Raw genomic sequence first — 26,777 nt, forward strand, 5'->3', positions numbered from 1 at the left:
GACCCTAGGATATTTTAAGCGACTTCCGGTGAATAGTTGAAACTACGGTACTCAAAGACTGGACAGGCAGGCCAACACTCGTCATATTCCAGCAAAATTTACAAGCCAGCGATCTGGAAAGGCCAGACACATGAAACACCTTCTGCTTACGTTCTTCACATGGTGGAACAGTGACACGTGGGGCACTCGCTTCTTCACTTGGAGAAAGGGTGAGTTCGTCGGTACCGATGAGTTTGGCAACAAGTACTATAGAGAGCGTGGCGGCAAGCGTCGCTGGGTGATCTATAAGAACCTCGCAGAAGCCTCCCAGATCCCTGCCGGTTGGCACGGTTGGATGCACTACCGCACTGACACGCCTCCAACTGAGATGGAATACGTCAAGCGCGACTGGGAAGCAGATCACCAGCCAAATCTGACAGGCACACCAAACGCTTACCGTCCAAAAGGCTCCATCCTGACCCCGGAAAAACGTCCGGAAGTGACCGGAGACTACCACGCCTGGACACCTGGCGAATAAGTCAGAACATCAGTTACAAAAAAAGCCCGGTCATTTGACCGGGCTTTTTTTATTCGGAAAATCTGCGCTGATTACATCGCGTCTTCACCGATCAAACCGAGACGACGATCGAGATAACCGGCACAGTTATCAATCAGACCATCAACATGGTTCTCGAAGAAGTGGTTCGCGCCAGGCATTTCCTGGTGATCGATGATGATACCCTTTTGGGTCTTCAGCTTGTCGACCAGAGCCTGAACGTCTTTCTGCGGAACAACCTTATCCTGCTCACCATGAATAATGAGACCAGAAGACGGGCAAGGCGCAAGGAAGGAGAAGTCATGCAGGTTTGCTGGTGGAGCAACGGAAATGAAGCCTTCCACTTCTGGACGACGCATCAGAAGCTGCATACCAATCCACGCACCAAACGAGAAGCCTGCAATCCAGCACGCGCGCGCATCCGGATGAACAGTCTGCACCCAGTCCAGCGCTGCTGCTGCATCAGACAACTCGCCCTGTCCATGATCGAACTGGCCTTGTGAACGACCGACACCGCGGAAGTTGAAGCGCAGAACCGCAAAGCCACGTTTCGCAAACATGTAATACATCTGATAGATGATCTGGTTGTTCATCGTCCCGCCGAACTGCGGATGCAGATGAAGCACCAATGCGATTGGAGCATTGCGTTTTTTAGCTGGATGGAAACGGCCTTCTAGCCGCCCTGCAGGGCCATTGAAGATCACCTCAGGCATATACTGCAAAATCCTTTTGTTTTGGTCGGCAGCAAATGACCGCCGATTTTTTGGTACACTGGATCAATGTCGATTAAACTTGACTGCGAAGGGCAAGTTTATTAGAACCAGTTTAGAATTATTCTACGGTGAATCTCAAGGACTACACTGAAAATCGACCTCTATTGGAGAAAGGTATATCCAACTCGGCGCACTCACGTTATAGACCTCAACGAATTCAAAGGGAACTCACTAACCCTTATCGTAAGCACCGTGGAAAATATCAAGGTTTCCATTTCCATAGAGACCCAATTAGGGCACTAAAGAACCCCATTTTCTGTGTTAAACTATGACAACGAACCGCGAACTGACATATTTAGACTATAACGCCAGCGCTCCGTTGAGGGAAGAATCTCTTTTAGCTCTTCAGGAAGCATATAAAGCCGCTGGCAATGCGTCCTCTATTCACAGCAGCGGTCGGCGCGCCCGGGCGATCATCGAAGATGCAAGGCACAAAATTGCAGATCTGGTAGATGGCAATCCGGCAAACATTATTTTTACAAGTGGTGCTTCTGAGGCGAATGTAACGGCATTATCGCCCACTTGGTTGAAAAATGGCGAGCCCTATATTCTGACCCAGGTTTTTGTGAGCGCAATCGAGCATCCCTCCGTTATCGCAGGTGGCCGATTTGCAGCTCAGAACGTACAGAGCATTCCGGTTGACGAAGAAGGCCGTGTCATCGTCGGCGAACTTTCCAATATGTTGGATGCTCTGGGTGACGATGAAACAGTTCTTATTTCCGTGATGGCCGCGAACAGCGAAACCGGTGTTTTGCAGCCGCTGCAGGAAATAGGTGTACTGGTAGAAGATAAAGGTCACATCTTCCATGTGGATGCAGTCCAGATGGCAGGTAAGGAACCAATCTCCATGGCCATGATTGGCTGTAACTCCATGTCGATCTCCTCCCATAAAATCGGAGGTCCGCAAGGGGTAGGCGCTCTTATCTTAGGTAAGGGTGACTTCAGGCCAATCCCGCTGCTCACCGGTGGCGGACAAGAGTCGTGGAGAAGAGCAGGCACAGAGAACACAGCAGGGATTGCAGGATTTGCAGTTGCGGCAGCGCAATCAACTGATCCTGATGAACATGCTAGAATTTTGCGCCTGCGAAACCATATGGAGGAGAGAGTGAAACAAATCTCTCCTGATGCGATCATCTTTGGTAAAGATGTCGCGCGTCTTGGCAACACGACGTGTTTCGCAGTTGAAGGGATTTCAGCTGAAACCGCGCTCATCAACTTTGATTTGTTTGGTGTGGCAGTTTCATCTGGATCAGCTTGTTCTTCCGGCAAAGTAGGCGCATCCCATGTGCTTCTTGCGATGGGGGTGCCGGAATCACTGGCGCGGGGCGCAATCCGGGTAAGCCTGGGTTGGGCAACGACCGAAGACGACGTTGAGCGCTTTTTAGGCGCTTGGACGAAAATTTATAAACGAATGAAGCCCACACAGAAGGGGTGAGCGCCAAATATAAAAATAAACGAGGACAAAACCCTCGTATAAATAAGGATGCACTGTGTTGCGACAGCGCATCTGTTAGATAGGGCAAAAGGGTCCAATAAGGTGTACCCAATGCGGCTTTGAACCGCGTATGGAGACAAAGCATGGCGGCAGTCCAGGAAACAATTGATCAGGTCAAAGCAATTGACGTTGATCAGTATAAATATGGCTTTGTAACGGATATCGAAAGTGAGCTTGCTCCCAAAGGGCTCAACGAAGATATCATTGCGTTCATCTCAGCCAAAAAAGAAGAACCGGAATGGATGCTAAACTGGCGTCTGGAGGCGTTTCGTCGTTGGAAAACGATGGAAGAGCCAACATGGGCGCGTGTTGAATATCCGAAGATCGACTTCGAAGACCTTCACTATTACGCAGCACCAAAGAACACTGAAGGGCCCAAGTCCCTTGATGAAGTGGATCCTGAACTGCTGGAAACCTACAAGAAGCTAGGTATTCCGCTGTCCGAACAGGAAATCCTCGCCGGTGTCGCACCTGAAAACCGCGTCGCAGTTGACGCCGTGTTCGACAGTGTGTCCGTTGCAACCACCTTTAAGGAAGAACTTGCCAAAGCTGGCGTGATTTTCTGCCCGATCTCCGAAGCGGTTCGTGAGCATCCGGAACTGGTGCAGAAGTATCTTGGCTCAGTCGTGCCGGTCTCTGACAACTTCTACGCAACTCTGAACTCCGCAGTCTTCTCTGACGGCTCGTTCGTGTACGTACCACCAGGCGTTCGCTGCCCAATGGAACTGTCCACGTACTTCCGTATCAACGAGAAGAACACCGGTCAGTTCGAGCGTACACTCATCATTGCAGATAAAGGCTCTTACGTGTCTTATCTGGAAGGCTGTACAGCTCCTCAGCGCGATGAAAACCAGCTTCACGCAGCTGTTGTTGAGCTCGTTGCGCTCGAAGATGCAGAAATCAAATACTCCACCGTTCAGAACTGGTATCCAGGCGACTCTGAAGGCAAGGGTGGTATTTACAACTTCGTGACCAAGCGTGGCGATTGCCGCGAAAAGAACTCCAAGATCTCTTGGACACAGGTTGAAACTGGTTCTGCTATCACCTGGAAATACCCAAGCTGCATTCTGCGCGGTGATAACTCCCAGGGTGAGTTCTACTCCATTGCGATCTCCAATGGTCACCAGCAGATCGACAGCGGTACCAAGATGATCCACCTGGGCAAGAACACGGCCAGCCGGATTATCTCCAAGGGTATCTCAGCAGGTGTTTCTCAAAACACCTATCGCGGGCAGGTTTCCGCGCATCGCAAGGCATCTAACGCACGTAACTTCACCCAGTGTGACTCGCTTCTCATTGGCGATAAGTGCGGTGCCCACACCGTCCCATACATCGAAAGCAAGAACTCCTCAGCGGTGTTCGAGCACGAGGCGACAACCTCCAAGATCTCTGACGATCAGATGTTCTATTGTCAGGCCCGCGGCCTTGATGAGGAAGAAGCTGTCGCGCTGATCGTGAATGGTTTCGTACGGGACGTAATCCAGCAACTGCCAATGGAATTTGCAGTTGAAGCTCAAAAACTGATTTCCATCAGCCTTGAAGGAAGTGTGGGCTAAAACGCGGACAGATCCCGCGTTTGCCTCGTACCTATTGAAGAATTGAAAAGACGAGAACGATAGATGCTTGAGATTAAAAACCTGCACGCCGAAGTTGATGGCAACAAAATCCTTCGCGGCATTGACCTGACTGTTCGTCCGGGCGAAGTCCACGCAATCATGGGGCCAAACGGTTCTGGTAAGTCCACCCTGTCTTATGTTCTGGCAGGCAAAGAAGACTACGAGATCACCGAGGGTTCCATCACCTACAACGGTGTGGACTGGTCTGAGCTTGGCGCCGATGAACGCGCAGCAGCTGGTATGTTCCTGGCATTCCAGTACCCGATCGAAATTCCGGGTGTTGCGACCATGACCTTCCTGAAAACAGCTTTGAACGCACAGCGCAAAGCACGTGGTGAAGACGAAATCTCCACCCCGGACTTCATGAAGCTTGTACGTGAAAAGTCCAAAGAGCTCAAAGTCACACCTGACATGCTGAAGCGTCCGCTCAACGTTGGTTTCTCCGGCGGTGAAAAGAAGCGCGCTGAAATCCTGCAGATGTCGCTGCTTGAGCCAACACTCTGCGTTTTGGATGAAACAGATTCAGGTTTGGACATCGATGCACTGCGCATCGTTTCCGAAGGCGTCAACCAGCTTCGCTCCCCAGAGCGCTCCATGATCGTGATCACTCACTATCAGCGTCTACTCGATCACATTGTACCGGACGTCGTGCACGTTCTGTCCAAAGGCAAGATCGTAAAGACCGGCGGCAAAGAGCTTGCTCTTGAGCTGGAGAAAAACGGCTACGCTGACTACGTCGACGAAGAAGCTGCTTGAGCTGGAGGGTAACCGATGAATGCTCCGGCAAAAATTCAAGAGACAAAAGCAGAGCAGAGCCTGAACGCTCAGTTCAACGCAATTCTCGCGCAAACAACGCAAGATAACGCAAACCAACGCAAACAGGCGTGGGACGCTTTCAAAGCGAAAGGCATCCCGCACCGCCGCGTTGAAGAGTGGCACTACACTGACCTGCGCACCAAGATGGCTGATGCGTTTGCATTGGCATCCAAGACGTCGCCAAAGGCCGACGCTTTGACTGGTGCTGGAGATCTGGAGACCTACCGCATTGCGATCGTCAACGGTCGTTATGTGCCGGAATTGTCTTCAAATCAGACACTTGCAGGTCTCACTGTGACCGAAGCAGATGGCTTCCTGGCCGCTCAGCTTGGCACAGATGATGCCATGGCGCACCTCAATCAGGCTCTGGTTCAGGGCGGCATCACCATCAAGATTGATGCAGATGCAACCATTGAGACGCCAATTGAGATCGTTCGTTACACCGACGGCACGGAAGTCAGCTCCTATGCAGGCACCTCTGTCGAAATCGGTTCTGGCGCAAAAGCGCTCATCATCGAAAGCTTCGAAGGTGACGCAGAAGCTGCTTACCAGTCCAACGCTCTGACAGAAGTGAAAGTGGGCGATAAAGCCAACATTCACTGGCTGAAACTGCAGGTGGAAAGCGAAAAAGCGCAGCACATCGAGACGCTTAGCATTGAGCTGGGTGCGGAAACCAATTTCCAGCACTTCATCTACAATGAAGGCTCAGCTCTGTCCCGTGCACAGCTCTTCCTGGAGTTCAAAGGCGAGGGCACCCACGCAGGTCTGCGCGGTACATGTCTGCTCAAAAACAGTCAACATGCTGATATTACACTGTTTGTGAACCATGCAGTGCCAGAATGTGAAAGCCGCGAATACTACCGCGCCGTCGTAGACGACAAAGCCCGCGCAGTCTTCCAAGGCAAGATCATTGTGGAGCCAGGCGCCCAGAAAACAGACGGTCAGATGATGATCAAGTCTCTTCTTTTGAGCGATACGGCTGAAATCAATGCCAAACCTGAGCTGGAAATCTTCGCAGACGACGTTCAGTGTGCCCACGGTTCAACCACCGGCGACATTGACGAAGATCTGCTGTTCTACCTCATGGCACGCGGTATTCCGGAAGCACAGGCGCGTAAAATCCTCGTTCTCGCATTCCTCTCTGAAGCTATTGAGGAATTTGAAGAGGAACGCTCTGTAGAATTGCTGGAAGCAATGACACGCAAGTGGCTCCACGCCGACGAGATGGTGAGCGAATGACCAAGGTCGACAACACGGCTTTCACAGCTCCATACGACGTAGAGAAGGTTCGGAAAGATTTTCCGATCCTCTCCACGCAGGTCTATGGCAAGCCGTTGGTGTACCTGGATAATGGCGCTTCGGCCCAAAAACCGACTGCGGTGATTGACGCAATCACTAAAGCCTACAGCCAGGAATACGCCAATGTGCACCGTGGCTTACACTATCTGTCGAACACAGCCACTGAGAACTTTGAGGCGGCACGCGAGGTCGTGCGCCGCTTCCTGAATGCTCCAAGCGTGGATGAGGTGATCTTCACCAAGTCAACCACGGAAGCAATCAACCTTGTGTCCTACGGTCTGGAAGAGGACATTCAGGAAGGCGATGAGATCATCATCTCCATTCTGGAGCACCATTCCAACATCGTCCCTTGGAACTTCCTGCGGGAACGCAAGGGTGCGGTCATCAAGTGGGCACCGATTGCAGAAGACGGTACGTTTCTGATCGAGGAGTTTGAAAAGCTCCTGACGGATCGCACCAAAATCGTTGCAATCACCCACATGTCCAACGTCACCGGAACAGTTGTTCCTGTGAAGGAAGTGACACGTCTTGCGCACGAACGCGGTGCAAAAGTCCTGATCGACGGCTCACAGGCTGCAGTTCATATGCCTGTAGACGTTCAGGATATCGGCTGTGACTTCTATGCGGTCACCGGGCATAAGCTGTATGGTCCAAGCGGCATCGGCGTGCTCTACGGCAAGAAAGAACTACTCAACCAGATGCGCCCGTTCCAGGGTGGTGGTGAGATGATCAAGGACGTGACTGAGTGTCTCGTCACTTATGCCGAAGCACCGCATCGCTTCGAAGCTGGTACCCCGCCAATCGTCCAGGCTATTGGATTAGGGGCCGCTCTTGACTATATGGATAGTCTGGGGCGCGAAAATATCGCATTGCATGAAGCGTCCCTACGTGATTATGCAGAGCAGCGCTTAAAGGAAGTCAACTCCCTCAAGATCTTTGGTAATGCCAAGGATAAGGGATCTATCTTCTCCTTCGAGATTGAAGGGGTGCATGCCCACGATATCTCAATGGTGATTGACAGGGCAGGCGTTGCAGTTCGGGCAGGGACGCATTGTGCGCAGCCGCTGCTGGCTCGCTATGGTGTGACCAGTACATGCCGTGCAAGTTTTGGCCTGTACAACACCCATGAAGAAGTCGACCTTCTCGTAGAAGCCTTGCGTAAAGCGCAGATGATGTTTGGTTAGGACCTATGACAGACAACACACAAACAAGCGAGTTCTCTGACGGACCTTTGACAACTCCGGAAATCAACCAGAGCTCTGCAATCCCTGCAGAAGAACTGGAACGTTTGACCGGTGATATCATTGCTGCGATGAAGACCGTTTTCGATCCGGAAATTCCGGTCGATATCTACGAACTCGGTTTGATCTACAAGGTTGATATCGAGGATGATCGCACGGTCAAAATCGACATGACCTTGACCGCCCCAGGCTGCCCGGTTGCTGGCGAAATGCCGATCTGGGTAGAAAACGCAGTAAGTTCAGTACCTGGCGTTGGTGCTGTGCAGGTAGACATGACCTTTGATCCTCCATGGGATCCAAGCCGCATGTCTGACGAAGCTCGCGTCGCATTGAACTTCTTCTAAGGTTCGAACAGCGCTTACAATGTATGGCACCTCGACAGTGTTGAGGTGCCCATGGAGGGTGCAAAATGGCCTCAGGATTTCAGGTATTACAGCTGACAGAGGAAGCAGCTGAGCACATCCGCACACTGCTTGATGCAAGCGACGCTGATCCACTCGGATTGCGCGTTTCCATCAAGTCCGGTGGCTGTGCTGGTATGGAATACGAACTGGATCTGGTAACAGAAGCAAAGTCTGGTGACGATGTGGTGGAAGACAAAGGCGTGAAGGTCTTTGTTGATCCGGCTGCAACACTATACCTGCTTGGAACGGAAATGGGTTTTGAATCCACCAAGTTCCGCTCTGGCTTTACCTTCAAAAATCCAAATGAAGTATCTGCTTGCGGCTGCGGTGAATCCGTAGAGTTGCAGGCGGCTGATCTTTCAAAGTTCGCTCAGAAAAATTAATAGTGCTCCTTTAAGAGCAGCTATGGCAATAGGTGGGATGCCATGTCTCTTTTTAACTCATTGAAAAACGATAATCTCGAGACGTGGCATTCCTACATAAAACATGAGTTTGTCCAGGGCCTTGGCGACGGAACGCTGCCGATTGAGGCCTTCAAAAAGTATCTGGTTCAGGACTATCTCTTCCTCATCGAGTTTGCCCGTGCTTACGCACTTGGCATGTACAAATCCACTGATCTGACCCAGATGAGGAAGTGCCTTTCCTCTGCTAAAGGCATTCTGGAAGTAGAGATGGGTCTTCACATCCGCCTTTGCGAAAGCTGGGGGCTTTCAGAAGCTGAAATCGTAGCAACGCCGGAAGAGCCAGCCAATCTGGCCTATACCCGATATGTTCTCGACACCGCGATGAAAGGCGACATGCTCGACCTGAAAGTCGCGCTTGCGCCATGTGCAATCGGATATGGCGAAATCGGCGCGGAACTGGCAAAGCAGGATGGTGCACTGGATCCAGGTAATCCGTATGCGGAGTGGATTAAAGAGTACTCTAGCGATGAGTATCAGGAACTCGCAGCGGATGCTGTGAAAGAGATCGATGATCTCGGCGAACTCTACGCCACAGACGCCCGCTACGCCAAATTGTCTAGAATATTTAGAGAGGCCACTAGACTTGAGGCCAATTTCTGGCAAATGGGCCTCGAGCTATAATCACTCAAAAGATCACATCACATTTCTGTGAGTGGATGAAGTAGGCAATATTCTTGTCGGTGTTTGACTGAATATTGCAAGCTTTCGGTATATTTATTTCTTTTGGTGATAGCTTATGTCTTTGTCCGCATTTTTTCTATCTGATAAACGCCCGTTATTTCTAAAGAATATCCGTTGCCGCCCTATGTTTGGCGGTCACGGATACTATGCAAACGGAAAAATGTTCGCGCTTGTGCGTGAAAAGTCTTTGTACCTCAAGGCAGGTTCCGGCAATGTTGCAGACTTCCTTCTGACCGGTCAGTTGCCGTACATCCATCAGTGTTTTGGCGAGTATTTTCCGACAAACTTCTATTCAGTTCCGCTGGATGTTGTTGAGGATGAGGACCAGCTGACCAAGTGGATTGCAAAGGCAATCCGGCAGCTGGAACAAGCCGAAAAAACAGCTAAGGCATCCGTCACATTGGACAGTCGACAAAAAAAGACGGCAACCATACGATCTGCCGTCCCGAACCCGTTCTTCTTTTAAAGTTAGTCGTTTAAATCAGGCAACCTGTGTCACGCTGGGGATTTTTTTCTCTTCCTCAGCTTTCACCAGGTTGCGGCCAGCCTTCTTCGCTGCATAAAGCGCAAGGTCTGCACGAGAAACCATGCTCTCCGCACTGTCGCCCGGACGGAAGGTGGAGATACCGATGGAGATCGTGATGCGGCCAAGGTTCTCGCCCGTGGAGCGCTTCACCAGTTCCTTTGCAACAACGTTCTTACGGATCTTCTCCGCAATCACTTTCGCATCTTCAATGGTGGTACGTGGCAGAATGATGCCAAACTCTTCACCGCCGTAACGACATGCGATGTCGTTGTTTTTCACGTTCTGCTTCACAGCCAGTGCAACGAGGCGAAGAACCTGGTCACCGGTCTGGTGGCCGTAGTTGTCGTTGAACTGCTTGAAGTGGTCGATATCTGAAATCAGCAAGGAGAGGGGCGCATGGCTCTCTTCCGCTTCTTTCACCGCGCGCACCAGACTTTGATCGAAGTGCTTGCGGTTGTTCAGCGTGGTCAACTCATCGGTAAGCGACTCATAACGGATCGCTTCCAAACCTTCTTGCAGAACGCCAATCTGGCGACGAGAATCAACCAACTGTTCGCGAAGCTCCTGATTGCTTTCAGCAGTTTCAGTGGTCAGCTTGGCAAGATGGATCACAAGTTTGGAAAGTTGAGAACGATCACTCACGTTCTCCAGAGCGCTCAAAGTGCGGGCAAGCTCTTCACCGTATTCGGTGGTCTTCAGCGTGCCTTTATCAAGAGCAGAAATCAGCTCCCGGACTTCCTCGGAGATCTTGTCGCCAACTTCGTCAATGCGTTCGCCCAAACGGTTTGGCGACAAAAAACGGTTGTAGATCTTCTGAGTTTCTTCAGGAGAGATTTTGCCGTCACGGGCAAGAATCTTATTGATGGTCCGGTTGAGAGCCCGGTTAAATCCGGATGCGTAAGAATACCACAGCTCATAGTTGCGTGGAAACGCTGGAAGCTTATTCGTTTTGATGTAATCGAGCGCACTGTCTGCATAAACAATAGTACGCTTGAACTCGTCTTCTTGACTCATGATTGCATCACCGCGTCACGGATAGGGCTACCCCATAGTTAATAAGCTAATTTAACATTAGCTTATTTAATGGGATATACCTAACCAGTGGTTAACCTCAGGAAAATGGGCTATCGGCTTTGAACTTTGGAACGAGTTTCCCGCAGCAGGAACGCCGGAATGTGGCTTGCATTACGGAAAATCGCTTCATCCTTAGGTTGGTTAGCGCGGCGACCACCTCGTGCACGTGCTGGAGCACGGCGTTCGGTGTGCATTGGAACCATAGGTTGCTCTTCCAAACCAGCTGGAACAGAATCAGCTTCCTGAACTGGAGCCTCCTGTGCTTCTGTTTTGGACTTACGTGAGCGATTTTTATCTTTCTGGCCACGGGTAGAGCGGCGGCGAGATTTCTTTTCTTCGACAGGCGCTGAGAAGTCGACAGGTTCGCCAACCCATTCCAGTTCCTTGCCAATGGTCTCGTTGATCGCTTGCAATGCTTTCTCGTCCTTACCCGTCACAATGGAGATTGCGGTGCCGTCACGGCCTGCACGTCCTGTCCGGCCAATCCGGTGGACGTAATCTTCGGCCTGAATCGGCAGATCGAAGTTGAATACGTGACTTACGCTCGGAATATCCAGACCGCGTGCTGCAACATCACTGGCAACAAGGATCTTGATGTTACCTTTTTTGAAGTTGTCCAGCATGGTCATGCGGGAGCGCTGATCCATATCGCCGTGCAAGGCGCCAACGGAAAACTCGTGACGAACAAGCGAGCGGAAGAGGGTGGCCACATCGCGCTTACGGTTACAGAACACGATCGCGTTCTGAAGATCTTCAGCACCTTCGATCAGCTCACGCAGCTTCGCGCGTTTCTCATAATCTTCCGGCTCAGCTGCAGCAATACGCTGTGTCACCGTTTCAGCCGTAGTGGAAGCTTTAGCCACTTCAACCTTGGCAGGGTTCTGCAAGAATGTATCGGTCAGACGTTGAATTTCGCTCGGCATTGTTGCGGAGAAGAACAAGGTCTGACGCGTAAACGGGATAAGCTTACAGATGCGCTCAATGTCCGGAATGAAGCCCATGTCCAGCATGCGGTCGGCTTCATCAATCACGAGGATATCAACGCCCTGCAAAAGCAGTTTGCCGCGCTCGAAGTGATCCAGCAGGCGGCCTGGTGTTGCGATCAGAACATCCGCACCACGCTCCAGCTTGCGATCCTGCTCAGCGAAGGAAACGCCGCCGATCAGCAGTGCCACGTTCAGCTTGTGATTGACACCATAACGGTTGAAATTGTCTTCCACCTGCGCAGCAAGCTCACGGGTTGGCTCAAGAATAAGAGTTCTTGGCATCCGGGCGCGCGCACGGCCTTTTTCCAGAAGAGTAATCATCGGCAAAGTAAAGCTTGCCGTTTTCCCGGTTCCGGTTTGAGCAATGCCGAGGACATCTCTGCGTTCTAAAACGTAAGGGATGGCGCCTGCCTGGATGGCAGTCGGCTCTGTATAACCAGAGGCTTCAACAGCGGCGAGAACTTTCTCACTAAGTCCGAGAGTGGAAAACGACATATGGCATGTTCTTTACGATAATTAAGGAGAGAAGCTGGAATCCGTATGATTTACAGGTTTCTCCAACCAGTTTGGCGGAACACTACATTTCTAAGCAGCGTTGTCAATAAATTCTGCGGCATAACCGATATATTCCTTCAAGTTATGCCAAGGTTGCTGAGTTCTAACCTACGTAAAACTCAGCAACTATTCAGAATTAAGGCTCTTTTAAATATCCAGATCAGTCGCGAACTCCGCGCGCTCCTGAATGAAGTTGAAACGAGCCTCAGGTTTGTTGCCCATCAACTGCTCAACAGCGCTGCGGGTCTCAATCACTTCATCTTCGCCAACAACCACCTTCAAAAGAGTGCGGCGTTTCGGGTCCATGGTGGTTTCTTTCAGCTGCGCAGGCAGCATCTCACCCAGACCTTTAAAGCGACCAATTTCAATCTTGCCGTTCTTCTTGAAGGAGGTCTTCAGCAGCTGTTCGCGGTGTTCATCATCACGGGCATACAGCGTTTTGCCGCCCTGGCTGATGCGGTAAAGCGGAGGAACAGCCAGATAAAGGTGCCCGTTGTTGATCAGATCAGGCATCTCTTTATAGAAGAAGGTAATCAGAAGCGCCGCAATGTGCGCACCATCCACGTCCGCATCGGTCATGATCACGATGCGCTCATAACGCAGATCTTTGTCGTCGTAGTTGGAACGCGTGCCACACCCCAGCGCCTGAATAAGATCAGAAAGCAACTGGTTGGCCACGAGCTTGTCACGACCAGCGTTGGCAACGTTCAGGATCTTACCACGCAGTGGCAGAACAGCCTGCGTTGAACGGTTACGAGCCTGCTTTGCTGAGCCACCCGCTGAGTCACCCTCCACGATGAACAGTTCTGTGCCATCAGACTTGCTGGTGGAACAATCCGCCAGTTTACCCGGCAAACGCAGACGGCGAACAGCAGTCTTACGGGCAACGTCTTTTTCCTGACGACGCTTCAGACGCTCTTCCGCACGATCAATCACCCATTCCAGCAGTTTGTTGGCCTGGTTCGGGGAAGCCGTCAGCCAGTGATCAAAGGCATCACGAACAGCGTTTTCAGCAATACGGGTCGCTTCGTTGGTTGCCAGCTTGTCTTTTGTCTGACCAACAAACTCAGGCTCACGCACAAACACAGAAAGCATACCAGCAGCGGACGTCAGAACGTCATCACCGGTAATAATGGAGGCTTTCTTGTTACCGATCAGCTCACCATAAGCTTTCAGGCCGCGGAGCAGGGCATAACGAAGACCGGTTTCGTGTGTGCCACCTTCCGGAGTTGGAACGGTGTTACAGTATGAATTGACGAACCCATCGCCTGCAAACCACGCAACAGCCCACTCAACAGCGCCATGTTTACCAGTTGCCTGTGTGCGGCCAGCAAAGACCTCATCCGTCACGCGACGCTCTTTGCCCAACGCTTCTTCCAGATAATCCTTCAGGCCGCCCGGGAAGTGGAAGGTTGCACTCTCAGGGACACCATTGGCTTCATCAGCTAGAGACTTGGCACAGCGCCAGCGAATCTCAACACCGCCAAACAGATAGGCCTTGGAACGCGCCATCTTCATCAGGCGGGCAGGCTTGAACTTCAGTGCTTTGCCAAAGATCTCTGCATCCGGCTTGAAGCGCACCATGGTGCCGCGGCGATTATGAACATCGCCAACCAGCTCAAGGCCGCCATCAGCAAGGCCACGGCGGAACGTCTGGCGATAAAGTTTCCGGTTACGGGCAACCTCAACCACCAGCTCTTCAGAGAGCGCGTTCACAACGGAAATACCCACGCCGTGCAAACCACCGGAGGTCTCGTAGACTTTACTGTCAAACTTACCACCAGCGTGCAGGGTCGTCATAATGACTTCCAGTGCAGACTTGTCTTTATATTTAGGGTGCGGATCAATCGGGATACCGCGACCGTTATCTGTAATGGTCAGATAGCCATCTTCACTTAAGGAGACATCAATCCAGCTGGCGTGGCCTGCAACGGCCTCATCCATGGAGTTGTCAATCACTTCAGCAAACAGATGGTGCAGCGCTTTTTCATCCGTACCGCCAATATACATGCCCGGACGGCGACGGACTGGTTCCAGTCCTTCAAGCACCTCAATGTCGGCAGCAGTATATTCCGCATCACCTGCAGCAGGGGGAGGAGTCCGGCCTGCGCTGGATGATTTGGCAGGGGAGGACGGTGCGCTTGCTGCTGGTGTTTGTTTCTTCTCAGTGCTGCCAGAAGAGGATGTCAGCTCATCCATGCTTTTGGTAACATCTGCAAACAGATCATCAGGCGTGCTCATCGTACCTCTTTGGTCTTGCGCTCAGTAGTCTCGAATCAAACGGCAGTTTTGCAGGACTGAGAGAAAAGGGCAAAGATCTGCCGGAGTTCTACTCTTGTTCCTTGTGGGTAAGCGCCAGATATACGCTTTTTCGCTTACCTGATTGTGCCGAGCCCCACCTTTAGCGGGCATCTGACAGCCATATGCGCCATTCGCGGCGAAAATACAAATGGCATTTCTGATTACCCTATGGCCTGTGGTCAAAACTTTACACCGCGCATACACAATACAGTAGCGTCATGTGCTGTAGATTGTTGCGAGCTTGCAACATGAAATTACGCTGACCGGAATGGTCGAAACTGACACTGGTTCGCTAAAGGCAAATTGGATAGTTTGCCTTGTCCATGTTTGAGAGGTGGTCGAACTGTGTAGGTTTTTTGTCAATCAGATTGAAAGCTAGGCATTTGTAAGATCATTTGTGACAATTTGAAGATATGTCGCCTTTGGAAACAAAATTGACATTTTTTCCTTTCATAGCCTGAACCTACAACGACGGCATGAAAACATGAGAAGTCAGAACCGTTGATCATTCGATAGCGGTCAAGTGAGGCACTTTGAAAAAAGCATTGTTTAAAGATGGAATGGTGACGCACCGCGCTGCGTTTACGCGTCTTATAACAAGCTTGAGCTGTGTCTCGGTTCTCACGTTCGCTGCAATTGGAAATGTTTACGCGCTCGATTCAAATAAGAGTGCCGACGCTATGGCCGCCGTCAACCAGATGGCAAACGTCACACCTCAGCAGGCTCTGAAGGAAGGGGCCCGCGCTTATTACTCCGGTGAAAAAGACAAGGCACTTTCTCCGCTCCGCTACGCAGCTGAAAACGGGCAGGCCATGGCCGCCTGGAAGCTCGGCAGAATGTACGCGCAGGGAGATGGTGTGCCAGAAGATGATCTTCAGGCATTCCAGTACTTTTCTCAGGTCGTACGCGAATACTCTTCTGATGGTCCAAACGCGCGCTCCGCTCCTTTCGTGGCAAGCGCACTCGTTGAACTGGGCCGCTACTTCCTGACAGGCATTGGCGATACCCCAGTCAAGCAGAACACCTATAAGGCACGTGAGGTCTTCACCTACGCCGCGTCTTACTTCGGTGATGCAGACGCACAGTACAATCTCGGCCTTATGTATCTGGATGACAAACTTCCCGATCATGACCGCCGTCTCGCGGCGCGTTGGCTCAAACTGGCTGCGGTAAAAGGACATGTGGGCGCACAGGCTAAATTCGGCGAACTTCTTTATTTTACAGAAGAACTCACCACAGCACGCATAACCGGTCTGAAGTGGATGACTTTGGCGCGCAGGCAGATTGTCGGCGGTGCGAATGACACCTGGATCGTTACGCTGCATGAGAAAGCCTTCTCTCTGGCCTCTGAAAAAGAGCGCCGCAAATCCGCTGAATGGGCTGACGAATGGCTCGCAAAACGCGGTCACGTGGTTGCTTCCAGCAACTAATCCACGTCCTTCCTGTATTTTCTTCTAAATATGACTTGACCATTCAGGTTATTTCTGCGATTTAAATCATGAGTTCAATATTCAAGTTTTGTTATTGACCTCTGTTTGGCGATTGTAGACCCCGATGCGGGTCTCTGGAATGTACTTGGGGTGAGTCTTTTGGCTCACCCTCTTTTTTTGCCTGAACCCCGCAGAAAAGCTAAAATTTTCACAGTCTTCCCGCATATTGTTTAAGCCTCTGAAATTTCAGCCTTTTCAACAGCTGGAAACTGATTTCTCATTTTTCACGCATGATTTGGGAAAAACTACAAAACGCTATTGCCAAGCTTTAAAACTCTGCCTATATACCTGCCTCAACAAGACGCCGCGGGGCGTCACGTTGATGAGTAACGGAGCATAGCGCAGCCTGGTAGCGCATCTGGTTTGGGACCAGAGGGTCGCAGGTTCGAATCCTGCTGCTCCGACCATTCATCAACCCGAGATAGATCGGAGCATAGCGCAGCCTGGTAGCGCATCTGGTTTGGGACCAGAGGGTCGCAGGTTCGAATCCTGCTGCTCCGACCATCTATCGACCCGAAGATTAGTTCGGAGCATAGCGCAGCCTGGTAGCGCATCTGGTTTGGGACCAGAGGGTCGCAGGTTCGAATCCTGCTGCTCCGACCATCTTCTCTTTCTTTCTTAAAATCTAAGATTGAATGACACGGATCACTCTGTGTTTTTTTGCGTTTGCGCACCACTTTCAGAAATCCTGAGCGTATCAAGCGTGACGAAAAATTCCTGTACAGTCAAACTTTTACAGCGGAGCAACAGGCAGCTCTCAGGCTCCTGTGAATGCATTTGCGGCTATGGCAGCGCAGCGAGGCGCTGAAGCCTAAGACTACCGCTACAGGCGCCTCTCAGCGCATCATGAGGATAGGTCGACTTAGCAATGAGGGAAGGGCGCCAGCGCAACAAAAAAAGCCCGGAGGCGTGAACCTCCGGGCTTTCGAAATCTTATTTCGTTGAGCTCTTCTTAGAAGATGAAGAGGTCCACAACGAAGAACATGCAAGCAGACAGGATCGCTGCCAGCGGCACGGTGATAACCCATGCAGCAATGATGGTCATGAAGTGCGAGCGGCGAACCAGCATACGGCGCTTCTCGTCTTCCTTGACGCGATTCTGCTTGAAGGTCTCCATGCCGGTGCTCTGCTTTACGAAAGCAATGCGGCGCTTGGACTTCATGGTGTACCACTCACGGAAGAAGCCAACACCGAAGATTGCACCCACAGCAATGTGCGTGGAGCTCACAGGCAGGCCGAGCCAGCTTGCAAAGATCACGGTGATCGCAGCGGACAGGGACACACAGTAAGCGCGCATCGGGTTCAGCTTGGTGATCTTCTCGCCAACCATACGGATCAGCTTAGGACCAAACAGCATCAGGCCGAAGGAAATACCAAACGCACCGATCAGCATCACCCACAGAGGGATAGCAACAGCTTTCGCAATGCCACCCTCCTGAATGGTGTGCACGATTGCAGAGAGTGGACCAATCGCGTTCGCAACGTCGTTTGCACCATGCGCAAATGAGAGAAGCGCAGCAGAGAAAATCAGAGGCCAGCGGAACAGCGTACGCAGAGACTGGTTGCGGTTCTCCATGCCTTCAGACTGCTTGCGGATCAGTGGGCGACAAACCAGCAGTGCGATAACAAACGCAGCAGCACCAATCAGAAGAGCAATCTCGATGTCGATCTTGACGATCTTCTTCAGGCCCTTCATCGCCAGGTAAGTCGCAAACGCGCCTGCCATAATCGCGATCAGCAACGGCACCCAGCGGCGCGCCGCAGCGATTTTATCGTGCTGATAGATGATGAAGCTTTTGATAAAGGCCAGGAACAGTGCAGCAATAATACCGCCCAGAACCGGAGAGATAACCCAGCTGGCCGCGATGCCGGCCATAGTGCCCCAGCTTACAGAGCTGAAACCAGCAGCAGCAATGCCGCCACCCATCACGCCCCCAACAATGGAGTGAGTGGTGGAAACAGGTGCGCCGATCCAGGTCGCAAGGTTCAGCCAGATTGCAGCGGAAATCAGTGCCGCCAGCATCAGCTTTACGAAGTCGGTGTAGTCACCAACCTGACTTGCGTCGATAATGCCCTTGGAGACCGTTTTAACAACGTCACCACCGGCAATCAAAGCGCCAGCACTCTCAAAGATAGCAGCCAGCAGCAGAGCGCCGCCGATTGTGAGAGCTTTGGAGCCCACGGAAGGGCCCACATTGTTTGCCACATCGTTTGCGCCGATGTTGATCGCCAGATAGGCGCCAATACCAGCTGCAGCAACAATAATGATAGCGTTTGGTTGGTCAGAGACATAAAAACCAGCCATCGCCATAGCGAACATTAGAAAAACAAATGCGACCGCAGGAGCAACCAATGGCCGTGCCATTGCGTTGCCGGCCAGCTCTAGCCTGGAAAACTTTTCTAAGTCTTTGTCTAGAGTCGGCTTTTTTCTAAGGTTAGACATGCTGTATACTTTTTTCGCCGCGTCTTCTTCGCGTAGTTTCTCATGCACCGCGCAGCAAGCATCATACCCACTGCAATTTGGCACCCAACCCCTCATCATCCGATAAGGACAGGTGAGTGCATGTCATTTAGTGTGGCATCTTTGCCTTCAAATGAGCCTGCGCCGGAAACATTTCTCGAGGAACTTTGTGTATTAAAGTTACCTGCAAGCGCTTTTATTTCCGGTGAACGCTCAGTTCGCGCGCAAACTAGTTTTTGCGCCGGTATATTTCAAGTTAAAAATACCTATAAACTTTGGAGAAGTAACTAGTCACAGATATTTCACGAAAACTTCGCACTACCTTCACTCAAAATGGCTCAGCGTCAAGTCCAATAATACTGAAGTCAAAACCGCAAATATTGCACCTATGAGCGCAATTATTGCACTTGCTGCCGCAATGAGTGCATCTATAGTTATTTACTAAGAGAAATCGGTATAGGTTTACCAAGTGCATTGACACCAATGGCATAATTGGAGAAGAAACAGGAAAACTGGTATTTCGCCTTGGAAAACGTGTTTCCGATTCCGATGCGAGCAAGAGAGGTGACATGGTAGCTAGAATCTACAATCCAGCCAAAACGGCCATGCAGTCCGGAACCGCCAAAACCAACAACTGGGTGCTGGAGTTTGATCCGCAGTCTCCAAAGTCCATCGATCCGCTCATGGGCTACACATCTTCCGGCGACATGAAACAGCAGGTGAAGTTGAAATTCTCCTCCAAGGAAGAAGCGGTCGCATATGCCAGCCGCAACAACATTCAGTACCGCGTTGATGAAGAGGCCAAGCGCAAGCACCGCCGTGCATCTTATTCAGATAATTTCCGTTTTGACAGATTATCTCCGTGGACACATTAAGTTTCGCCATTGAGATTATTCTCTAACGGCCTTATGAAACATCTCACGCAAGGGGCGAGCCAATCGCCCCGAGCCAAAGCGGTCCCTTAGCTCAGCTGGATAGAGCACCGGCCTTCTAAGCCGACGGTCGCAGGTTCGAATCCTGCAGGGATCGCCACTTTTCTCTCCCTAAAAATCTAATTTCATTAGCAGTATCAATGCACTATGCAATATCTGCTTTTGCGCATTTGACGATGATTCGGTAATCCCGTAACATTTCCCGTAACAAATCCCGTAACATTTGGGGCGTCGTGATGGGGATTACGTGTGATCGTGGAAGATATTATTTCGTCAAAAGGGTGCCTAAGCGCTACCAGAAATTTGACCCGCGTTCTCGGGTGACAATCGCTCTTCACACGGACAGCAGAGAGATTGCCCTGACTAAGGCGGGGCCGATTGAGGCGCAGCTTTTATCCTACTGGGAGGCTCTGAGGACAGGGAGCAGCGAAGATGCTGATGCGCTGGCGAACGCTCTGCGTGAGTTGGCGCAGGCGAGCGGCTTTAACTACGCTCCCATGGATGACTTGGTTTCCAGCAGTCCTCGCGAACTCATTGACCGCCTGATGAAGCTGGAAGGCGCCTTGGAGAAGGTTGAGGATCCCTTGGTGCCAGCATTGCTGGGCAATGCCAAAATCCCGCCCAAGCAGCTTAGCCTTGCGTTTGAGGAGTATTTTGACTTCACCAAGGACCAACGCGTCGGCATGAATGATGACCAGGTGCGCAAATGGAGAAACCCGCGTCTGAAGGCCGTCAACAATCTTGTAAAGCTTGTCGGAGACAAGCCGATCCTTGAAATCACGCGTAATGATGCCAAGAGGCTGCGCGAATGGTGGGTGGATCGCTTGCTGAACGAGGGGAAGTCCTCCGTCTCTGCAAACAAGGATATCGGGCATCTGGCGCAAATTTATCAAGTGTATGGCCTGATGCACGAGCTGGATCTGGATAATCCATTTGCCGGAATGCGCGTGAAAAAGACAATGACAGCGCCGCGTGCTGCATTTTCTCCAGGCTGGATGCGCAATGAGATCTTAGCAGAAGGGGCGCTTGGCGGATTGAATGAGGAAGCGCGGGATGTTTTCCTGTTTCTGATCAACACGGGCATTCGTCCATCCGAGCTGATTGGGAGTCTGCCTGAGCATCTGATGCTTGATGGCGCCATCCCTTATTTTGAAGTGCGGGCCTATCAAGGTGGCGAGTATCAGCGAAAATTGAAAACGGAGCACTCTGCGCGTGACATTCCGTTGGTCGGCGTGTCATTGGCGGCAGCAAGGAGGCTGAAGGATGCGGGTGGAGTTAAGCGCTACTTCCTGAACTCCGATCTTTGGAGCAATACGGTCAATAAGTATCTGGAAGAGAATGGCCTTCGTGAGAGTGAGCGCCACACTGTTTATTCACTTCGTCATGCGTTTGAGGAAAATCTTCTAGAAGCTGGGGTTGATGAGCGCATCAGGGTTGAGTTGATGGGGCATGCCTACAATCGCCCGAAGTACGGTCCGGGCGGAAGTCTTGAGTTGAAACTGAAGGCAATTCAGAAAATCGCGTTTTAAGTGCCGGGCAGGGCGTAACGCAAAGCCAGATCCATTTCCTTTTGCTGCTTCTCGCGCTCTTCAATCAGTTCGTGCACCCGATTGAAGACAGGCAAATAGTCTGGTCCATAGTTTTTGACGATCGTAGCCGCGATCCCACGTGCTTTGATGAGCTCTTCTATGCTCACCTCTGCATCGTTTTGGGTCGCGGCTTTTCTCATATCAGCACCTAAGCGGCTTCATGCGAACGTGAGGAGGTGTAGCTTTCCATCGCATCCGCCCAGTCCATGGCTGCAATCTCGGGGCTTTTGGGTTTGATGGTCGCTGCTAATGGAATGGTTGGGCCTGTCAGGCTTCGGCGGGAGAGTTGGTTGAGGGCGGTGATTGTGGTGGCCTGCCGGATTTGCTCCAGCTTGGCGCTGTCAGTGCGCGAGATGGTGTTCGGGCGAGGAATGAGCTCACCAAGGGCTTTGGCAAGCTCACAGAGGCCGCCTGAGGGGCGCTGAAGGGTTGTCTGGCCGCTATCACAGTCTGTTTCCACGTAAGCAAGACTGGTCAGGATTACTTGTAGGCCAGAGGTCATCATCAGCGGGCGCAATGGGCGCGGTGTGAACCGGGCTGCCAGCAGATTGAACTGGGCCTGTGAGAGGAAAACATCTGTCAGGTTGGGCAGGGCAGCGACACGGCCCAGAACAATGCCCAGAGACCGCCAGCTCACTTTGGACGAGGCAGGGTGGCTCAGATTGATGTAGCAGCGCTCTGGCAGCGGAATGAGGCTTACGGTCTCTTTCATGATCACCCCCGACCCAGCTTGTTGAGAGTGTGCTGGCACAGCTGCCAGCCGTCTCGATAGAAATCCTGAAGGTTGCGGATCTGCGCCACGATCGCAGTGTTGTCCGCGGGCGTGTCTTTCAGGACCTGTTTCAGGTCTTCTCGCTTCAGCGCAATTTCGCCAAAGCTTGGGGCGATCTGGTCGAGCAGCTTGTGGCCTTGCTGCTCGGCGGTGGGGTTTGTGGGCAATTGTCCTGGTTGCAGGAGTGGGCCGGTGTTGTGTGAAGCAAGTGTCAGATATGAACTCATGCAGAAATCTCCTGAGCGCATGAAACAAGTGACGCGGGCACAAGGGTTGGAGGGAGTGCCCGCGCCTGTCACCTGCCTAGCGTGGGGAGCTGCATGGCAGGTACTTTGGAAAAATGTGTTTTCAGAGCAAAAAAGTTGTCTGATTGATCCTTATAAGAAATTACAAATATTTTGTATTGTCAACATGTATAATACAAAATATTTGTAGCTGAATATTTTTCATTGTGCCGAGATGCTGCAAATTTACTAAAGTTACCCCTAAATTCTAAGGGGCGCTTATGAAAGCTATCGCATTAACTTCATTGATTTTATTTTTGACTACCGCGTACTCGGATGCGTTTGAGGTTATACCTCCGCTGCCGGATGCGACTGCATCCGTTGCGCTTGAGCCTGCAGGGCGTATTAATTCTCCACTACGTCTGGCTATTTCCTGCACTGATAGGATGGTTGCTCAGTATAAATTCTCTATTTTAGGTCTTGGGGTAAATGGCCGTGAAGATATGCAAAATCTGAAGTTCGTGCTCTTCGAATTTCAGATTGATGAAGGGGGAGTTAGTAGCCCGGAACTGCGGGTAGAGCGTTATCTCGGCGACATTGTACTGTCTACTTATGAAATTTATCCAAGGTCCGCCTCTTATCCCGTAAAAGGCTTAAAGCAAGTGCAGGGCGGAATGGAAATGCGGGACTTTTATGGCAAGTCTTTTCTCTACGGTGCAGAGGACCTTGCTGCGGGGATGGGGTACCTAGAGCGAAAGTGTGAGGATTTGAGTTTCTCAAGTCAGCTTGCCAAGGCAGAAACTCCCGCAGATCTACAAAAGCACGGCCTAGTGCCGCTGCATTTCTATATGGGTGGCTACTACAAGCTCAAAGATGAGGGAGATGAAGAGAGAAATGAAGGCGGGGAGGTGTTTATGGTGTTCAGAGAGGTCGGGATTGGTAACTGGACCTCTATTGAGCGGGCAAGATCTCTGACTTCATTGGCAAAGTTAATTAACTCAACATTACCTGAGGTTGACATCGAGTTAACTTTGCTTGCTGGTGGCACCGACCGCATGGCTGCGATGGTGACTTCTTCTGTACTAACCTACTCTGCGAAGTCGGATACTCTCGTGGTGGAGGGTAATGATTTTCAAATAGGCGAAGACTTCTACTTACTCCTACAAAAGTACGTGGAGTCTGATTTGATGTGGCCAGGGGTGTTTAGGAATCAGGAAAAGCGTGAGCTTATATTCAATCAATATCGAGAAGAGTATGGGAGAGATCCGGAGCAGATAAATGATTATGCGATTCAGGAGCTTAAGACTAAGGAGATTAATTTAAGCATGGGTGATGCCCCTGTGCCATTTACTTACAAGCTTGTTCTCCAAGATGCGCGGATGGCGCTCTGTGATGACTTTGTAAGCCTCTGCTTTTAAATATTCAAACTGCATGCATTTTATAACTCAGCCCTTATTCCGTATTTTAAGGGTTGAGTTATGCGTGATGAATGTAGATTGAGACGACTGATAATTATCGCTTATTCGACAGGGCTATCGCTCGATTTGTTAGAGCTGCTCTCGCGTGGCCTGGATGCCCAGGCTTTCGCAATCTTCTGTGGCAATGCCTCAACTCTCCCAATGAACAAGAAGTCCAATGAGGTGCCGTAAGTGTCGTTAATGGCCAGCGCACCCTTGAGGGATAGACGCTGCGTACCATTCTCCCAGTTTGCCATCTGGGTGTAGCTCGCGCCTACACTGCTTGCGAGCTCTTTTGTGCTCAAGTCATAGTATTCCTTGAGCCATTTAAGGCGCTCGGCAACGTGCTTGGTCGAGGATTCTTCTGGTTCTTTCATGGTCTTAAAGATTCCAGATTACAAAAAAATTGGAAGCTTTTTTATTTTGTACTTGTGATGTAACAAAATATTTGTAATGTTACGCGTCATGACCGATGCAAAGCAAGTTCTCCAATCACTGGGCCGCGAAGCTGTTAAATCGGCTTTGGGCGTCAAGCAATCCGCAATTTATGCCGCTGAAGGCAAGGGCGTCTTTCCCGCGGCCTGGTTTGATGCGCCGGACAGTATGGGAGCGTCTCAAGGCGTTTCCGTTCCGCGTACGCTTTTTAATTGGAAGCATGCTTCAGAAGACGGAGAGGAGCGCCGCGATGACACTCCTCTCTGACCTTGCCCGAAAAACAACGCGCGAACCGGCATGCGGCGAGGGCGGTTTGCATCTGTCGCCGGCCATGGCCGTGCTTCCCTTCAGCATCGCGCTCCAGTTTTTCCAAATTCCATTTCTCTGCCTGCATCAGCTCGGCTCCGCTGTTCTGGAAGGGCAGTCTGCAAGACTGCCAAGACGCCGTCAGCGGTTATTTTAAGGAAGGTTTTGCATGTCCCGCGCACGAAACTCCCGCACTTTGCCAGCCTCTGACTATGAGCGGCTGGTGGCCTATTCCAAAGCGCTGGTGAAACGAAATGGCGGCGTAGAAGCGGCCAGTATGTGCACGCGCGTCTCGCCCAGTCAGCTCGCCCGCTATGGTCAGCAGCAAAGCGAGGAATCCATGCCCGTGGATGTGATCGCCGATCTGGAGCATGAGGCCGCTGAACCCATCCTCACACAGGTGCTGGCGCGCATGCGCGGTTATGCGCTGGTTCAGCTGCCACGCGAAGCTGCCGAACCTGACTGGATGGGCAATCTGGGCGAGCTCTCCGCTGAGTTTTCCGATGTGGTCTCCCGCGTGGCCGAATGCCTGAAGGATGATGGCAAAGTCTCTGCCAGCGAGGTCAAAAACCACCGACTGCGCAAGGAAATCGCCGAGCTGATCAGCGTGGCCGTCAAGCTGGACAAAACCTGCGAAGCCATAGAGCAGGGGGAGCTCTCATGATCCACTCCCCAACCATCCGTCGCAGAATTTTGGAGCACAACACCAACCGCATGAGCCACCGCGCCATCGCCCGCATCTTCGGCTGTAGTGAGGCTGAGGTGGGGGATGTGGTCAAGCTCGCCAATGCCGAGCGGATTGTGCTCTCCGGCGTGCCGGTGGTGAAGGGCGTGCCGCTGCACCCGGTGCAGGATCCCGCCCGCAAACTCACCCCGCAGATGCGGCTGTATCAGGCCCTGTCAAAGGAGATGCAAAGCTTTGCCAATGAGACCGCCCAAAAGTGCCATGTGCCGCTGACAAAGCTGTTCACCAGTAACGGCAGAAAGCCGGAAGATGTTCTGTGCCGCGGCTGTTTCTATTACGGCCTCAGCTGCCACTTTGACCTGGGCTATGAGTGCATCGCCACCACCTGCGGCGTCAGCCCCCAAGTCGTCCACCGCGCCGTCCGCCGCTACTGCCTCCAGGTTGGAGCACCACGCCCGAGTGAGTTGGCTGATACAAGGAGGGCTGTGGCGTGAGGGGGTTATTTTATGTCGGTAACCGTTTCTTTGTGAGGCATAGTCGGCTGACCAAATCCGTCAAACCATTGAATTTCTTCGATTTGATCTTTTGGAAACAAGTCGATGTATTCTATTGGAACTTTTGCATCCTTCAAAGTACATCCAATGAACTTAGTGGAGTGGTCAGCCTCAGCTTGGTTAACTCGCAAATCAAGCTTTGCTTGAGTAAAGTCAGTATTCGTAAGATTGCAGTTCATAAAGGTTGTGTACTTGAACTCGGCCTTTCGGAAAACACAGTCACACATAGTACAGCGATCGAAGGACGTCCTGTTCATTACAGCTTCTTCAAACAGTGCATTAGAGAAATTACACTCGATGAAGTCGTTGTTGGTGAGTTTACTCATATTGAAGCTTGCGCCCACATAGCCGGTAGATTGGGACACAAAGTTGAAAAGCCTAAGAGCCAGCAAGTTCGGCTTCCAATGGCGATCAAACTCAGGACCATAAACTCTCTTGAGTTCAGAGAACGCTCCGAATGCATCCAGAATTTCGTAGTTGTAGGGAAATCTTCCCGGCGATTGGTCAAAGTTCATGTCCGCAGCCTTCTTCTCTTGATCAATTTGCTGATAAGAAAGATCGCGGATGTGCCCACAAATAGCTTTTTGGCCAACGATATAAAATTTCGCTGGATCAAGCGAAATGACAGCACCGATGTTGTGTACCGAAGCTTCTCTTATCGGTGCACTTTCCGCACCAATTCCTTCAATGGCCTTTTGAAGACGATCTACATTGTGTCCGTGCTCAACCTGAAACAGGTTTCGATTTGCTGCATCAACCTGTTTAAAAGATGCTTCTGCTTGCCTATGTGCGGTTATGCTTCGCCATACCAAAAAAGGCAAACCAACAACTGCAATGACGACCAAGCCAAGGTTACGAAGGACTTCTGCCCTAGAGGCATTATCTGCCCCCCAATACTCCAAAGAGAAGCTATCAGGGCTTTGGGAGTAGACATTGCTGGCATACTCAAGAGCGATAAAAGTAAAAGCGCTAATTATGGCAATCGCAGCCAAACACACCAACCACCAAGCAAGTTTGGTGAGCACCGCACGCAACATAATCATCATCAATCTCAGCTCTCAAAACAGCATAAAGTAACTGCCTCGCACAGTAAGGCGCCCACCTCT

General features: G+C 51.3%; 28 protein-coding genes and 4 tRNA genes. 22 read left to right on the top strand and 10 right to left on the bottom strand.

Translation table 11 applies throughout. The features are described from left to right. Window positions 1-130 precede the first annotated feature (130 nt). Window positions 131-517: an NADH:ubiquinone oxidoreductase subunit NDUFA12 gene (locus PSE_RS14600; RefSeq protein ID WP_008546198.1), complete on the top strand. Its 387-nt coding sequence runs from the start codon at window positions 131-133 to the stop codon at window positions 515-517. Between the two features lie 71 nt (window positions 518-588). Here the strand turns inward: PSE_RS14600 and PSE_RS14605 are convergent, their stop codons facing one another. Further along, window positions 589-1,248 carry an alpha/beta hydrolase gene (locus tag PSE_RS14605; protein WP_008547038.1) on the bottom strand — a complete coding sequence of 220 codons (660 nt, stop codon included), beginning with the start codon at window positions 1,246-1,248 and terminating at the stop codon, window positions 589-591. A gap of 328 nt (window positions 1,249-1,576) precedes the next feature. Between PSE_RS14605 and PSE_RS14610 the strand changes: the two genes are divergently transcribed. The 9 genes from PSE_RS14610 to PSE_RS14650 all read left to right on the top strand — a co-directional run bounded on the left by PSE_RS14610 (window position 1,577) and on the right by PSE_RS14650 (window position 9,790). Then, on the top strand, window positions 1,577-2,743 hold the full coding sequence (locus tag PSE_RS14610) for a cysteine desulfurase family protein (RefSeq protein WP_041768533.1): 1,167 nt from the start codon (window positions 1,577-1,579) through the stop codon (window positions 2,741-2,743). 143 nt (window positions 2,744-2,886) lie between these two features. Further along, entirely contained in the window at window positions 2,887-4,359 is a 1,473-nt protein-coding gene (gene sufB / locus PSE_RS14615; RefSeq protein WP_008546371.1) for a Fe-S cluster assembly protein SufB, read from the top strand. A 63-nt stretch (window positions 4,360-4,422) separates the two neighbouring features. Continuing rightward, window positions 4,423-5,175 carry a Fe-S cluster assembly ATPase SufC gene (gene sufC, locus PSE_RS14620; protein ID WP_014285569.1) on the top strand — a complete coding sequence of 251 codons (753 nt, stop codon included), beginning with the start codon at window positions 4,423-4,425 and terminating at the stop codon, window positions 5,173-5,175. Window positions 5,176-5,190: 15 nt separating this feature from the next. Next, complete coding sequence (sufD, locus tag PSE_RS14625) at window positions 5,191-6,474, top strand: Fe-S cluster assembly protein SufD (protein WP_014285570.1); 1,284 nt, start codon at window positions 5,191-5,193, stop codon at window positions 6,472-6,474. Beyond that, a complete protein-coding gene (locus PSE_RS14630) occupies window positions 6,471-7,718 on the top strand; it encodes a cysteine desulfurase (RefSeq protein WP_014285571.1) in 1,248 nt (415 codons plus the stop codon). The genes sufD and PSE_RS14630 overlap by 4 nt, the downstream gene beginning before the upstream one ends. Window positions 7,719-7,723: 5 nt before the next feature. Next, the gene (locus PSE_RS14635; RefSeq protein WP_008546804.1) at window positions 7,724-8,119 is read left to right on the top strand and encodes an SUF system Fe-S cluster assembly protein; all 396 of its coding nucleotides are present in this window, start codon (window positions 7,724-7,726) and stop codon (window positions 8,117-8,119) included. A 65-nt stretch (window positions 8,120-8,184) separates the two neighbouring features. After that, window positions 8,185-8,562 carry an iron-sulfur cluster assembly accessory protein gene (locus PSE_RS14640; protein ID WP_014285572.1) on the top strand — a complete coding sequence of 126 codons (378 nt, stop codon included), beginning with the start codon at window positions 8,185-8,187 and terminating at the stop codon, window positions 8,560-8,562. 42 nt (window positions 8,563-8,604) lie between these two features. Beyond that, a complete protein-coding gene (tenA, locus tag PSE_RS14645; RefSeq protein WP_014285573.1) occupies window positions 8,605-9,264 on the top strand; it encodes a thiaminase II in 660 nt (219 codons plus the stop codon). A gap of 115 nt (window positions 9,265-9,379) precedes the next feature. Continuing rightward, window positions 9,380-9,790, top strand: coding sequence for a TfoX/Sxy family protein (locus tag PSE_RS14650; protein WP_256378183.1), 411 nt, complete (start codon window positions 9,380-9,382; stop codon window positions 9,788-9,790). Between the two features lie 15 nt (window positions 9,791-9,805). On the opposite strand, the gene PSE_RS14655 is transcribed toward PSE_RS14650, so the two are convergent. From PSE_RS14655 to parE, 3 genes are all read right to left on the bottom strand, one after another. Continuing rightward, a complete protein-coding gene (locus PSE_RS14655; RefSeq protein WP_008547239.1) occupies window positions 9,806-10,864 on the bottom strand; it encodes a GGDEF domain-containing protein in 1,059 nt (352 codons plus the stop codon). Between the two features lie 110 nt (window positions 10,865-10,974). Beyond that, a complete protein-coding gene (locus PSE_RS14660; RefSeq protein WP_014285575.1) occupies window positions 10,975-12,405 on the bottom strand; it encodes a DEAD/DEAH box helicase in 1,431 nt (476 codons plus the stop codon). 207 nt (window positions 12,406-12,612) lie between these two features. Continuing rightward, window positions 12,613-14,706 carry a DNA topoisomerase IV subunit B gene (parE, locus tag PSE_RS14665; RefSeq protein ID WP_014285576.1) on the bottom strand — a complete coding sequence of 698 codons (2,094 nt, stop codon included), beginning with the start codon at window positions 14,704-14,706 and terminating at the stop codon, window positions 12,613-12,615. A gap of 740 nt (window positions 14,707-15,446) precedes the next feature. On the opposite strand from parE, the gene PSE_RS14670 reads away from it, so the two are divergent. The 4 genes from PSE_RS14670 (at window position 15,447) to PSE_RS14685 (ending at window position 16,859) form a co-directional block, all read left to right on the top strand. Continuing rightward, entirely contained in the window at window positions 15,447-16,196 is a 750-nt protein-coding gene (locus PSE_RS14670; protein WP_008546711.1) for a tetratricopeptide repeat protein, read from the top strand. Window positions 16,197-16,586: 390 nt separating this feature from the next. Then, window positions 16,587-16,663 (top strand) — tRNA-Pro (locus tag PSE_RS14675). Window positions 16,664-16,683: 20 nt separating this feature from the next. After that, window positions 16,684-16,760: transfer RNA gene (locus tag PSE_RS14680), tRNA-Pro, on the top strand. A 22-nt stretch (window positions 16,761-16,782) separates the two neighbouring features. After that, window positions 16,783-16,859: transfer RNA gene (locus tag PSE_RS14685), tRNA-Pro, on the top strand. A 349-nt stretch (window positions 16,860-17,208) separates the two neighbouring features. On the opposite strand, the gene PSE_RS14690 is transcribed toward PSE_RS14685, so the two are convergent. Then, complete coding sequence (locus tag PSE_RS14690) at window positions 17,209-18,699, bottom strand: inorganic phosphate transporter (protein ID WP_174519212.1); 1,491 nt, start codon at window positions 18,697-18,699, stop codon at window positions 17,209-17,211. Window positions 18,700-19,286: 587 nt separating this feature from the next. On the opposite strand from PSE_RS14690, the gene PSE_RS14695 reads away from it, so the two are divergent. The 3 genes from PSE_RS14695 (at window position 19,287) to PSE_RS14705 (ending at window position 21,178) form a co-directional block, all read left to right on the top strand. Beyond that, on the top strand, window positions 19,287-19,592 hold the full coding sequence (locus PSE_RS14695) for an ETC complex I subunit (protein ID WP_008546405.1): 306 nt from the start codon (window positions 19,287-19,289) through the stop codon (window positions 19,590-19,592). 80 nt (window positions 19,593-19,672) lie between these two features. Beyond that, window positions 19,673-19,749 (top strand) — tRNA-Arg (locus PSE_RS14700). A 136-nt stretch (window positions 19,750-19,885) separates the two neighbouring features. Continuing rightward, window positions 19,886-21,178, top strand: a complete 1,293-nt coding sequence (locus PSE_RS14705; protein ID WP_083841571.1) for a DUF6538 domain-containing protein — start codon at window positions 19,886-19,888, stop codon at window positions 21,176-21,178. On the opposite strand, the gene PSE_RS14710 is transcribed toward PSE_RS14705, so the two are convergent. The 3 genes from PSE_RS14710 to PSE_RS14720 are packed head-to-tail and all read right to left on the bottom strand — an operon-like array spanning window position 21,175 to window position 22,237. Further along, window positions 21,175-21,378 carry a hypothetical protein gene (locus PSE_RS14710; protein WP_014285579.1) on the bottom strand — a complete coding sequence of 68 codons (204 nt, stop codon included), beginning with the start codon at window positions 21,376-21,378 and terminating at the stop codon, window positions 21,175-21,177. The genes PSE_RS14705 and PSE_RS14710 overlap by 4 nt on opposite strands. Window positions 21,379-21,386: 8 nt before the next feature. After that, complete coding sequence (locus PSE_RS14715) at window positions 21,387-21,950, bottom strand: hypothetical protein (protein ID WP_041768535.1); 564 nt, start codon at window positions 21,948-21,950, stop codon at window positions 21,387-21,389. Between the two features lie 2 nt (window positions 21,951-21,952). Continuing rightward, complete coding sequence (locus tag PSE_RS14720; protein ID WP_041768537.1) at window positions 21,953-22,237, bottom strand: hypothetical protein; 285 nt, start codon at window positions 22,235-22,237, stop codon at window positions 21,953-21,955. Between the two features lie 278 nt (window positions 22,238-22,515). On the opposite strand from PSE_RS14720, the gene PSE_RS14730 reads away from it, so the two are divergent. Continuing rightward, window positions 22,516-23,652 carry a hypothetical protein gene (locus PSE_RS14730; protein ID WP_014285582.1) on the top strand — a complete coding sequence of 379 codons (1,137 nt, stop codon included), beginning with the start codon at window positions 22,516-22,518 and terminating at the stop codon, window positions 23,650-23,652. Window positions 23,653-23,753: 101 nt separating this feature from the next. Here the strand turns inward: PSE_RS14730 and PSE_RS14735 are convergent, their stop codons facing one another. Beyond that, on the bottom strand, window positions 23,754-24,068 hold the full coding sequence (locus PSE_RS14735) for a helix-turn-helix transcriptional regulator (protein ID WP_014285583.1): 315 nt from the start codon (window positions 24,066-24,068) through the stop codon (window positions 23,754-23,756). An 88-nt stretch (window positions 24,069-24,156) separates the two neighbouring features. Between PSE_RS14735 and PSE_RS14740 the strand changes: the two genes are divergently transcribed. From PSE_RS14740 to PSE_RS14755, 4 genes are read left to right on the top strand one after another with little or no spacing between them, the layout of a single operon-like run. Continuing rightward, window positions 24,157-24,393: a hypothetical protein gene (locus PSE_RS14740; RefSeq protein WP_148266151.1), complete on the top strand. Its 237-nt coding sequence runs from the start codon at window positions 24,157-24,159 to the stop codon at window positions 24,391-24,393. Next, window positions 24,377-24,589, top strand: a complete 213-nt coding sequence (locus PSE_RS14745; protein WP_041768541.1) for a hypothetical protein — start codon at window positions 24,377-24,379, stop codon at window positions 24,587-24,589. Before PSE_RS14740 ends, PSE_RS14745 begins: the two co-directional genes overlap by 17 nt. A gap of 12 nt (window positions 24,590-24,601) precedes the next feature. After that, complete coding sequence (locus PSE_RS14750; RefSeq protein ID WP_014285586.1) at window positions 24,602-25,096, top strand: phage regulatory CII family protein; 495 nt, start codon at window positions 24,602-24,604, stop codon at window positions 25,094-25,096. Further along, complete coding sequence (locus PSE_RS14755; RefSeq protein ID WP_014285587.1) at window positions 25,093-25,611, top strand: hypothetical protein; 519 nt, start codon at window positions 25,093-25,095, stop codon at window positions 25,609-25,611. Before PSE_RS14750 ends, PSE_RS14755 begins: the two co-directional genes overlap by 4 nt. 5 nt (window positions 25,612-25,616) lie before the next feature. On the opposite strand, the gene PSE_RS14760 is transcribed toward PSE_RS14755, so the two are convergent. Then, window positions 25,617-26,717, bottom strand: a complete 1,101-nt coding sequence (locus PSE_RS14760; protein ID WP_041768543.1) for a pentapeptide repeat-containing protein — start codon at window positions 26,715-26,717, stop codon at window positions 25,617-25,619. Between the last annotated feature and the right edge of the window lie 60 nt (window positions 26,718-26,777).

The sequence above is a fragment of the Pseudovibrio sp. FO-BEG1 genome (assembly GCF_000236645.1).
Lineage (GTDB): Bacteria > Pseudomonadota > Alphaproteobacteria > Rhizobiales > Stappiaceae > Pseudovibrio.

Excerpts from the sequence above, each read along its gene's own strand:
- PSE_RS14600 (WP_008546198.1), top strand. The coding sequence starts at position 131 with ATGAAACACCTTCTGCTTACGTTCTTCACATGGTGGAACAGTGACACG.
- PSE_RS14605 (WP_008547038.1), bottom strand. The coding sequence starts at position 1,248 with ATGCCTGAGGTGATCTTCAATGGCCCTGCAGGGCGGCTAGAAGGCCGT.
- PSE_RS14610 (WP_041768533.1), top strand. The coding sequence starts at position 1,577 with ATGACAACGAACCGCGAACTGACATATTTAGACTATAACGCCAGCGCT.
- sufB (WP_008546371.1), top strand. The coding sequence starts at position 2,887 with ATGGCGGCAGTCCAGGAAACAATTGATCAGGTCAAAGCAATTGACGTT.
- sufC (WP_014285569.1), top strand. The coding sequence starts at position 4,423 with ATGCTTGAGATTAAAAACCTGCACGCCGAAGTTGATGGCAACAAAATC.
- sufD (WP_014285570.1), top strand. The coding sequence starts at position 5,191 with ATGAATGCTCCGGCAAAAATTCAAGAGACAAAAGCAGAGCAGAGCCTG.
- PSE_RS14630 (WP_014285571.1), top strand. The coding sequence starts at position 6,471 with ATGACCAAGGTCGACAACACGGCTTTCACAGCTCCATACGACGTAGAG.
- PSE_RS14635 (WP_008546804.1), top strand. The coding sequence starts at position 7,724 with ATGACAGACAACACACAAACAAGCGAGTTCTCTGACGGACCTTTGACA.
- PSE_RS14640 (WP_014285572.1), top strand. The coding sequence starts at position 8,185 with ATGGCCTCAGGATTTCAGGTATTACAGCTGACAGAGGAAGCAGCTGAG.
- tenA (WP_014285573.1), top strand. The coding sequence starts at position 8,605 with ATGTCTCTTTTTAACTCATTGAAAAACGATAATCTCGAGACGTGGCAT.
- PSE_RS14650 (WP_256378183.1), top strand. The coding sequence starts at position 9,380 with ATGTCTTTGTCCGCATTTTTTCTATCTGATAAACGCCCGTTATTTCTA.
- PSE_RS14655 (WP_008547239.1), bottom strand. The coding sequence starts at position 10,864 with ATGAGTCAAGAAGACGAGTTCAAGCGTACTATTGTTTATGCAGACAGT.
- PSE_RS14660 (WP_014285575.1), bottom strand. The coding sequence starts at position 12,405 with ATGTCGTTTTCCACTCTCGGACTTAGTGAGAAAGTTCTCGCCGCTGTT.
- parE (WP_014285576.1), bottom strand. The coding sequence starts at position 14,706 with ATGAGCACGCCTGATGATCTGTTTGCAGATGTTACCAAAAGCATGGAT.
- PSE_RS14670 (WP_008546711.1), top strand. The coding sequence starts at position 15,447 with ATGGCCGCCGTCAACCAGATGGCAAACGTCACACCTCAGCAGGCTCTG.
- PSE_RS14690 (WP_174519212.1), bottom strand. The coding sequence starts at position 18,699 with ATGTCTAACCTTAGAAAAAAGCCGACTCTAGACAAAGACTTAGAAAAG.
- PSE_RS14695 (WP_008546405.1), top strand. The coding sequence starts at position 19,287 with ATGGTAGCTAGAATCTACAATCCAGCCAAAACGGCCATGCAGTCCGGA.
- PSE_RS14705 (WP_083841571.1), top strand. The coding sequence starts at position 19,886 with ATGGGGATTACGTGTGATCGTGGAAGATATTATTTCGTCAAAAGGGTG.
- PSE_RS14710 (WP_014285579.1), bottom strand. The coding sequence starts at position 21,378 with ATGAGAAAAGCCGCGACCCAAAACGATGCAGAGGTGAGCATAGAAGAG.
- PSE_RS14715 (WP_041768535.1), bottom strand. The coding sequence starts at position 21,950 with ATGAAAGAGACCGTAAGCCTCATTCCGCTGCCAGAGCGCTGCTACATC.
- PSE_RS14720 (WP_041768537.1), bottom strand. The coding sequence starts at position 22,237 with ATGAGTTCATATCTGACACTTGCTTCACACAACACCGGCCCACTCCTG.
- PSE_RS14730 (WP_014285582.1), top strand. The coding sequence starts at position 22,516 with ATGAAAGCTATCGCATTAACTTCATTGATTTTATTTTTGACTACCGCG.
- PSE_RS14735 (WP_014285583.1), bottom strand. The coding sequence starts at position 24,068 with ATGAAAGAACCAGAAGAATCCTCGACCAAGCACGTTGCCGAGCGCCTT.
- PSE_RS14740 (WP_148266151.1), top strand. The coding sequence starts at position 24,157 with ATGACCGATGCAAAGCAAGTTCTCCAATCACTGGGCCGCGAAGCTGTT.
- PSE_RS14745 (WP_041768541.1), top strand. The coding sequence starts at position 24,377 with ATGACACTCCTCTCTGACCTTGCCCGAAAAACAACGCGCGAACCGGCA.
- PSE_RS14750 (WP_014285586.1), top strand. The coding sequence starts at position 24,602 with ATGTCCCGCGCACGAAACTCCCGCACTTTGCCAGCCTCTGACTATGAG.
- PSE_RS14755 (WP_014285587.1), top strand. The coding sequence starts at position 25,093 with ATGATCCACTCCCCAACCATCCGTCGCAGAATTTTGGAGCACAACACC.
- PSE_RS14760 (WP_041768543.1), bottom strand. The coding sequence starts at position 26,717 with ATGATGATTATGTTGCGTGCGGTGCTCACCAAACTTGCTTGGTGGTTG.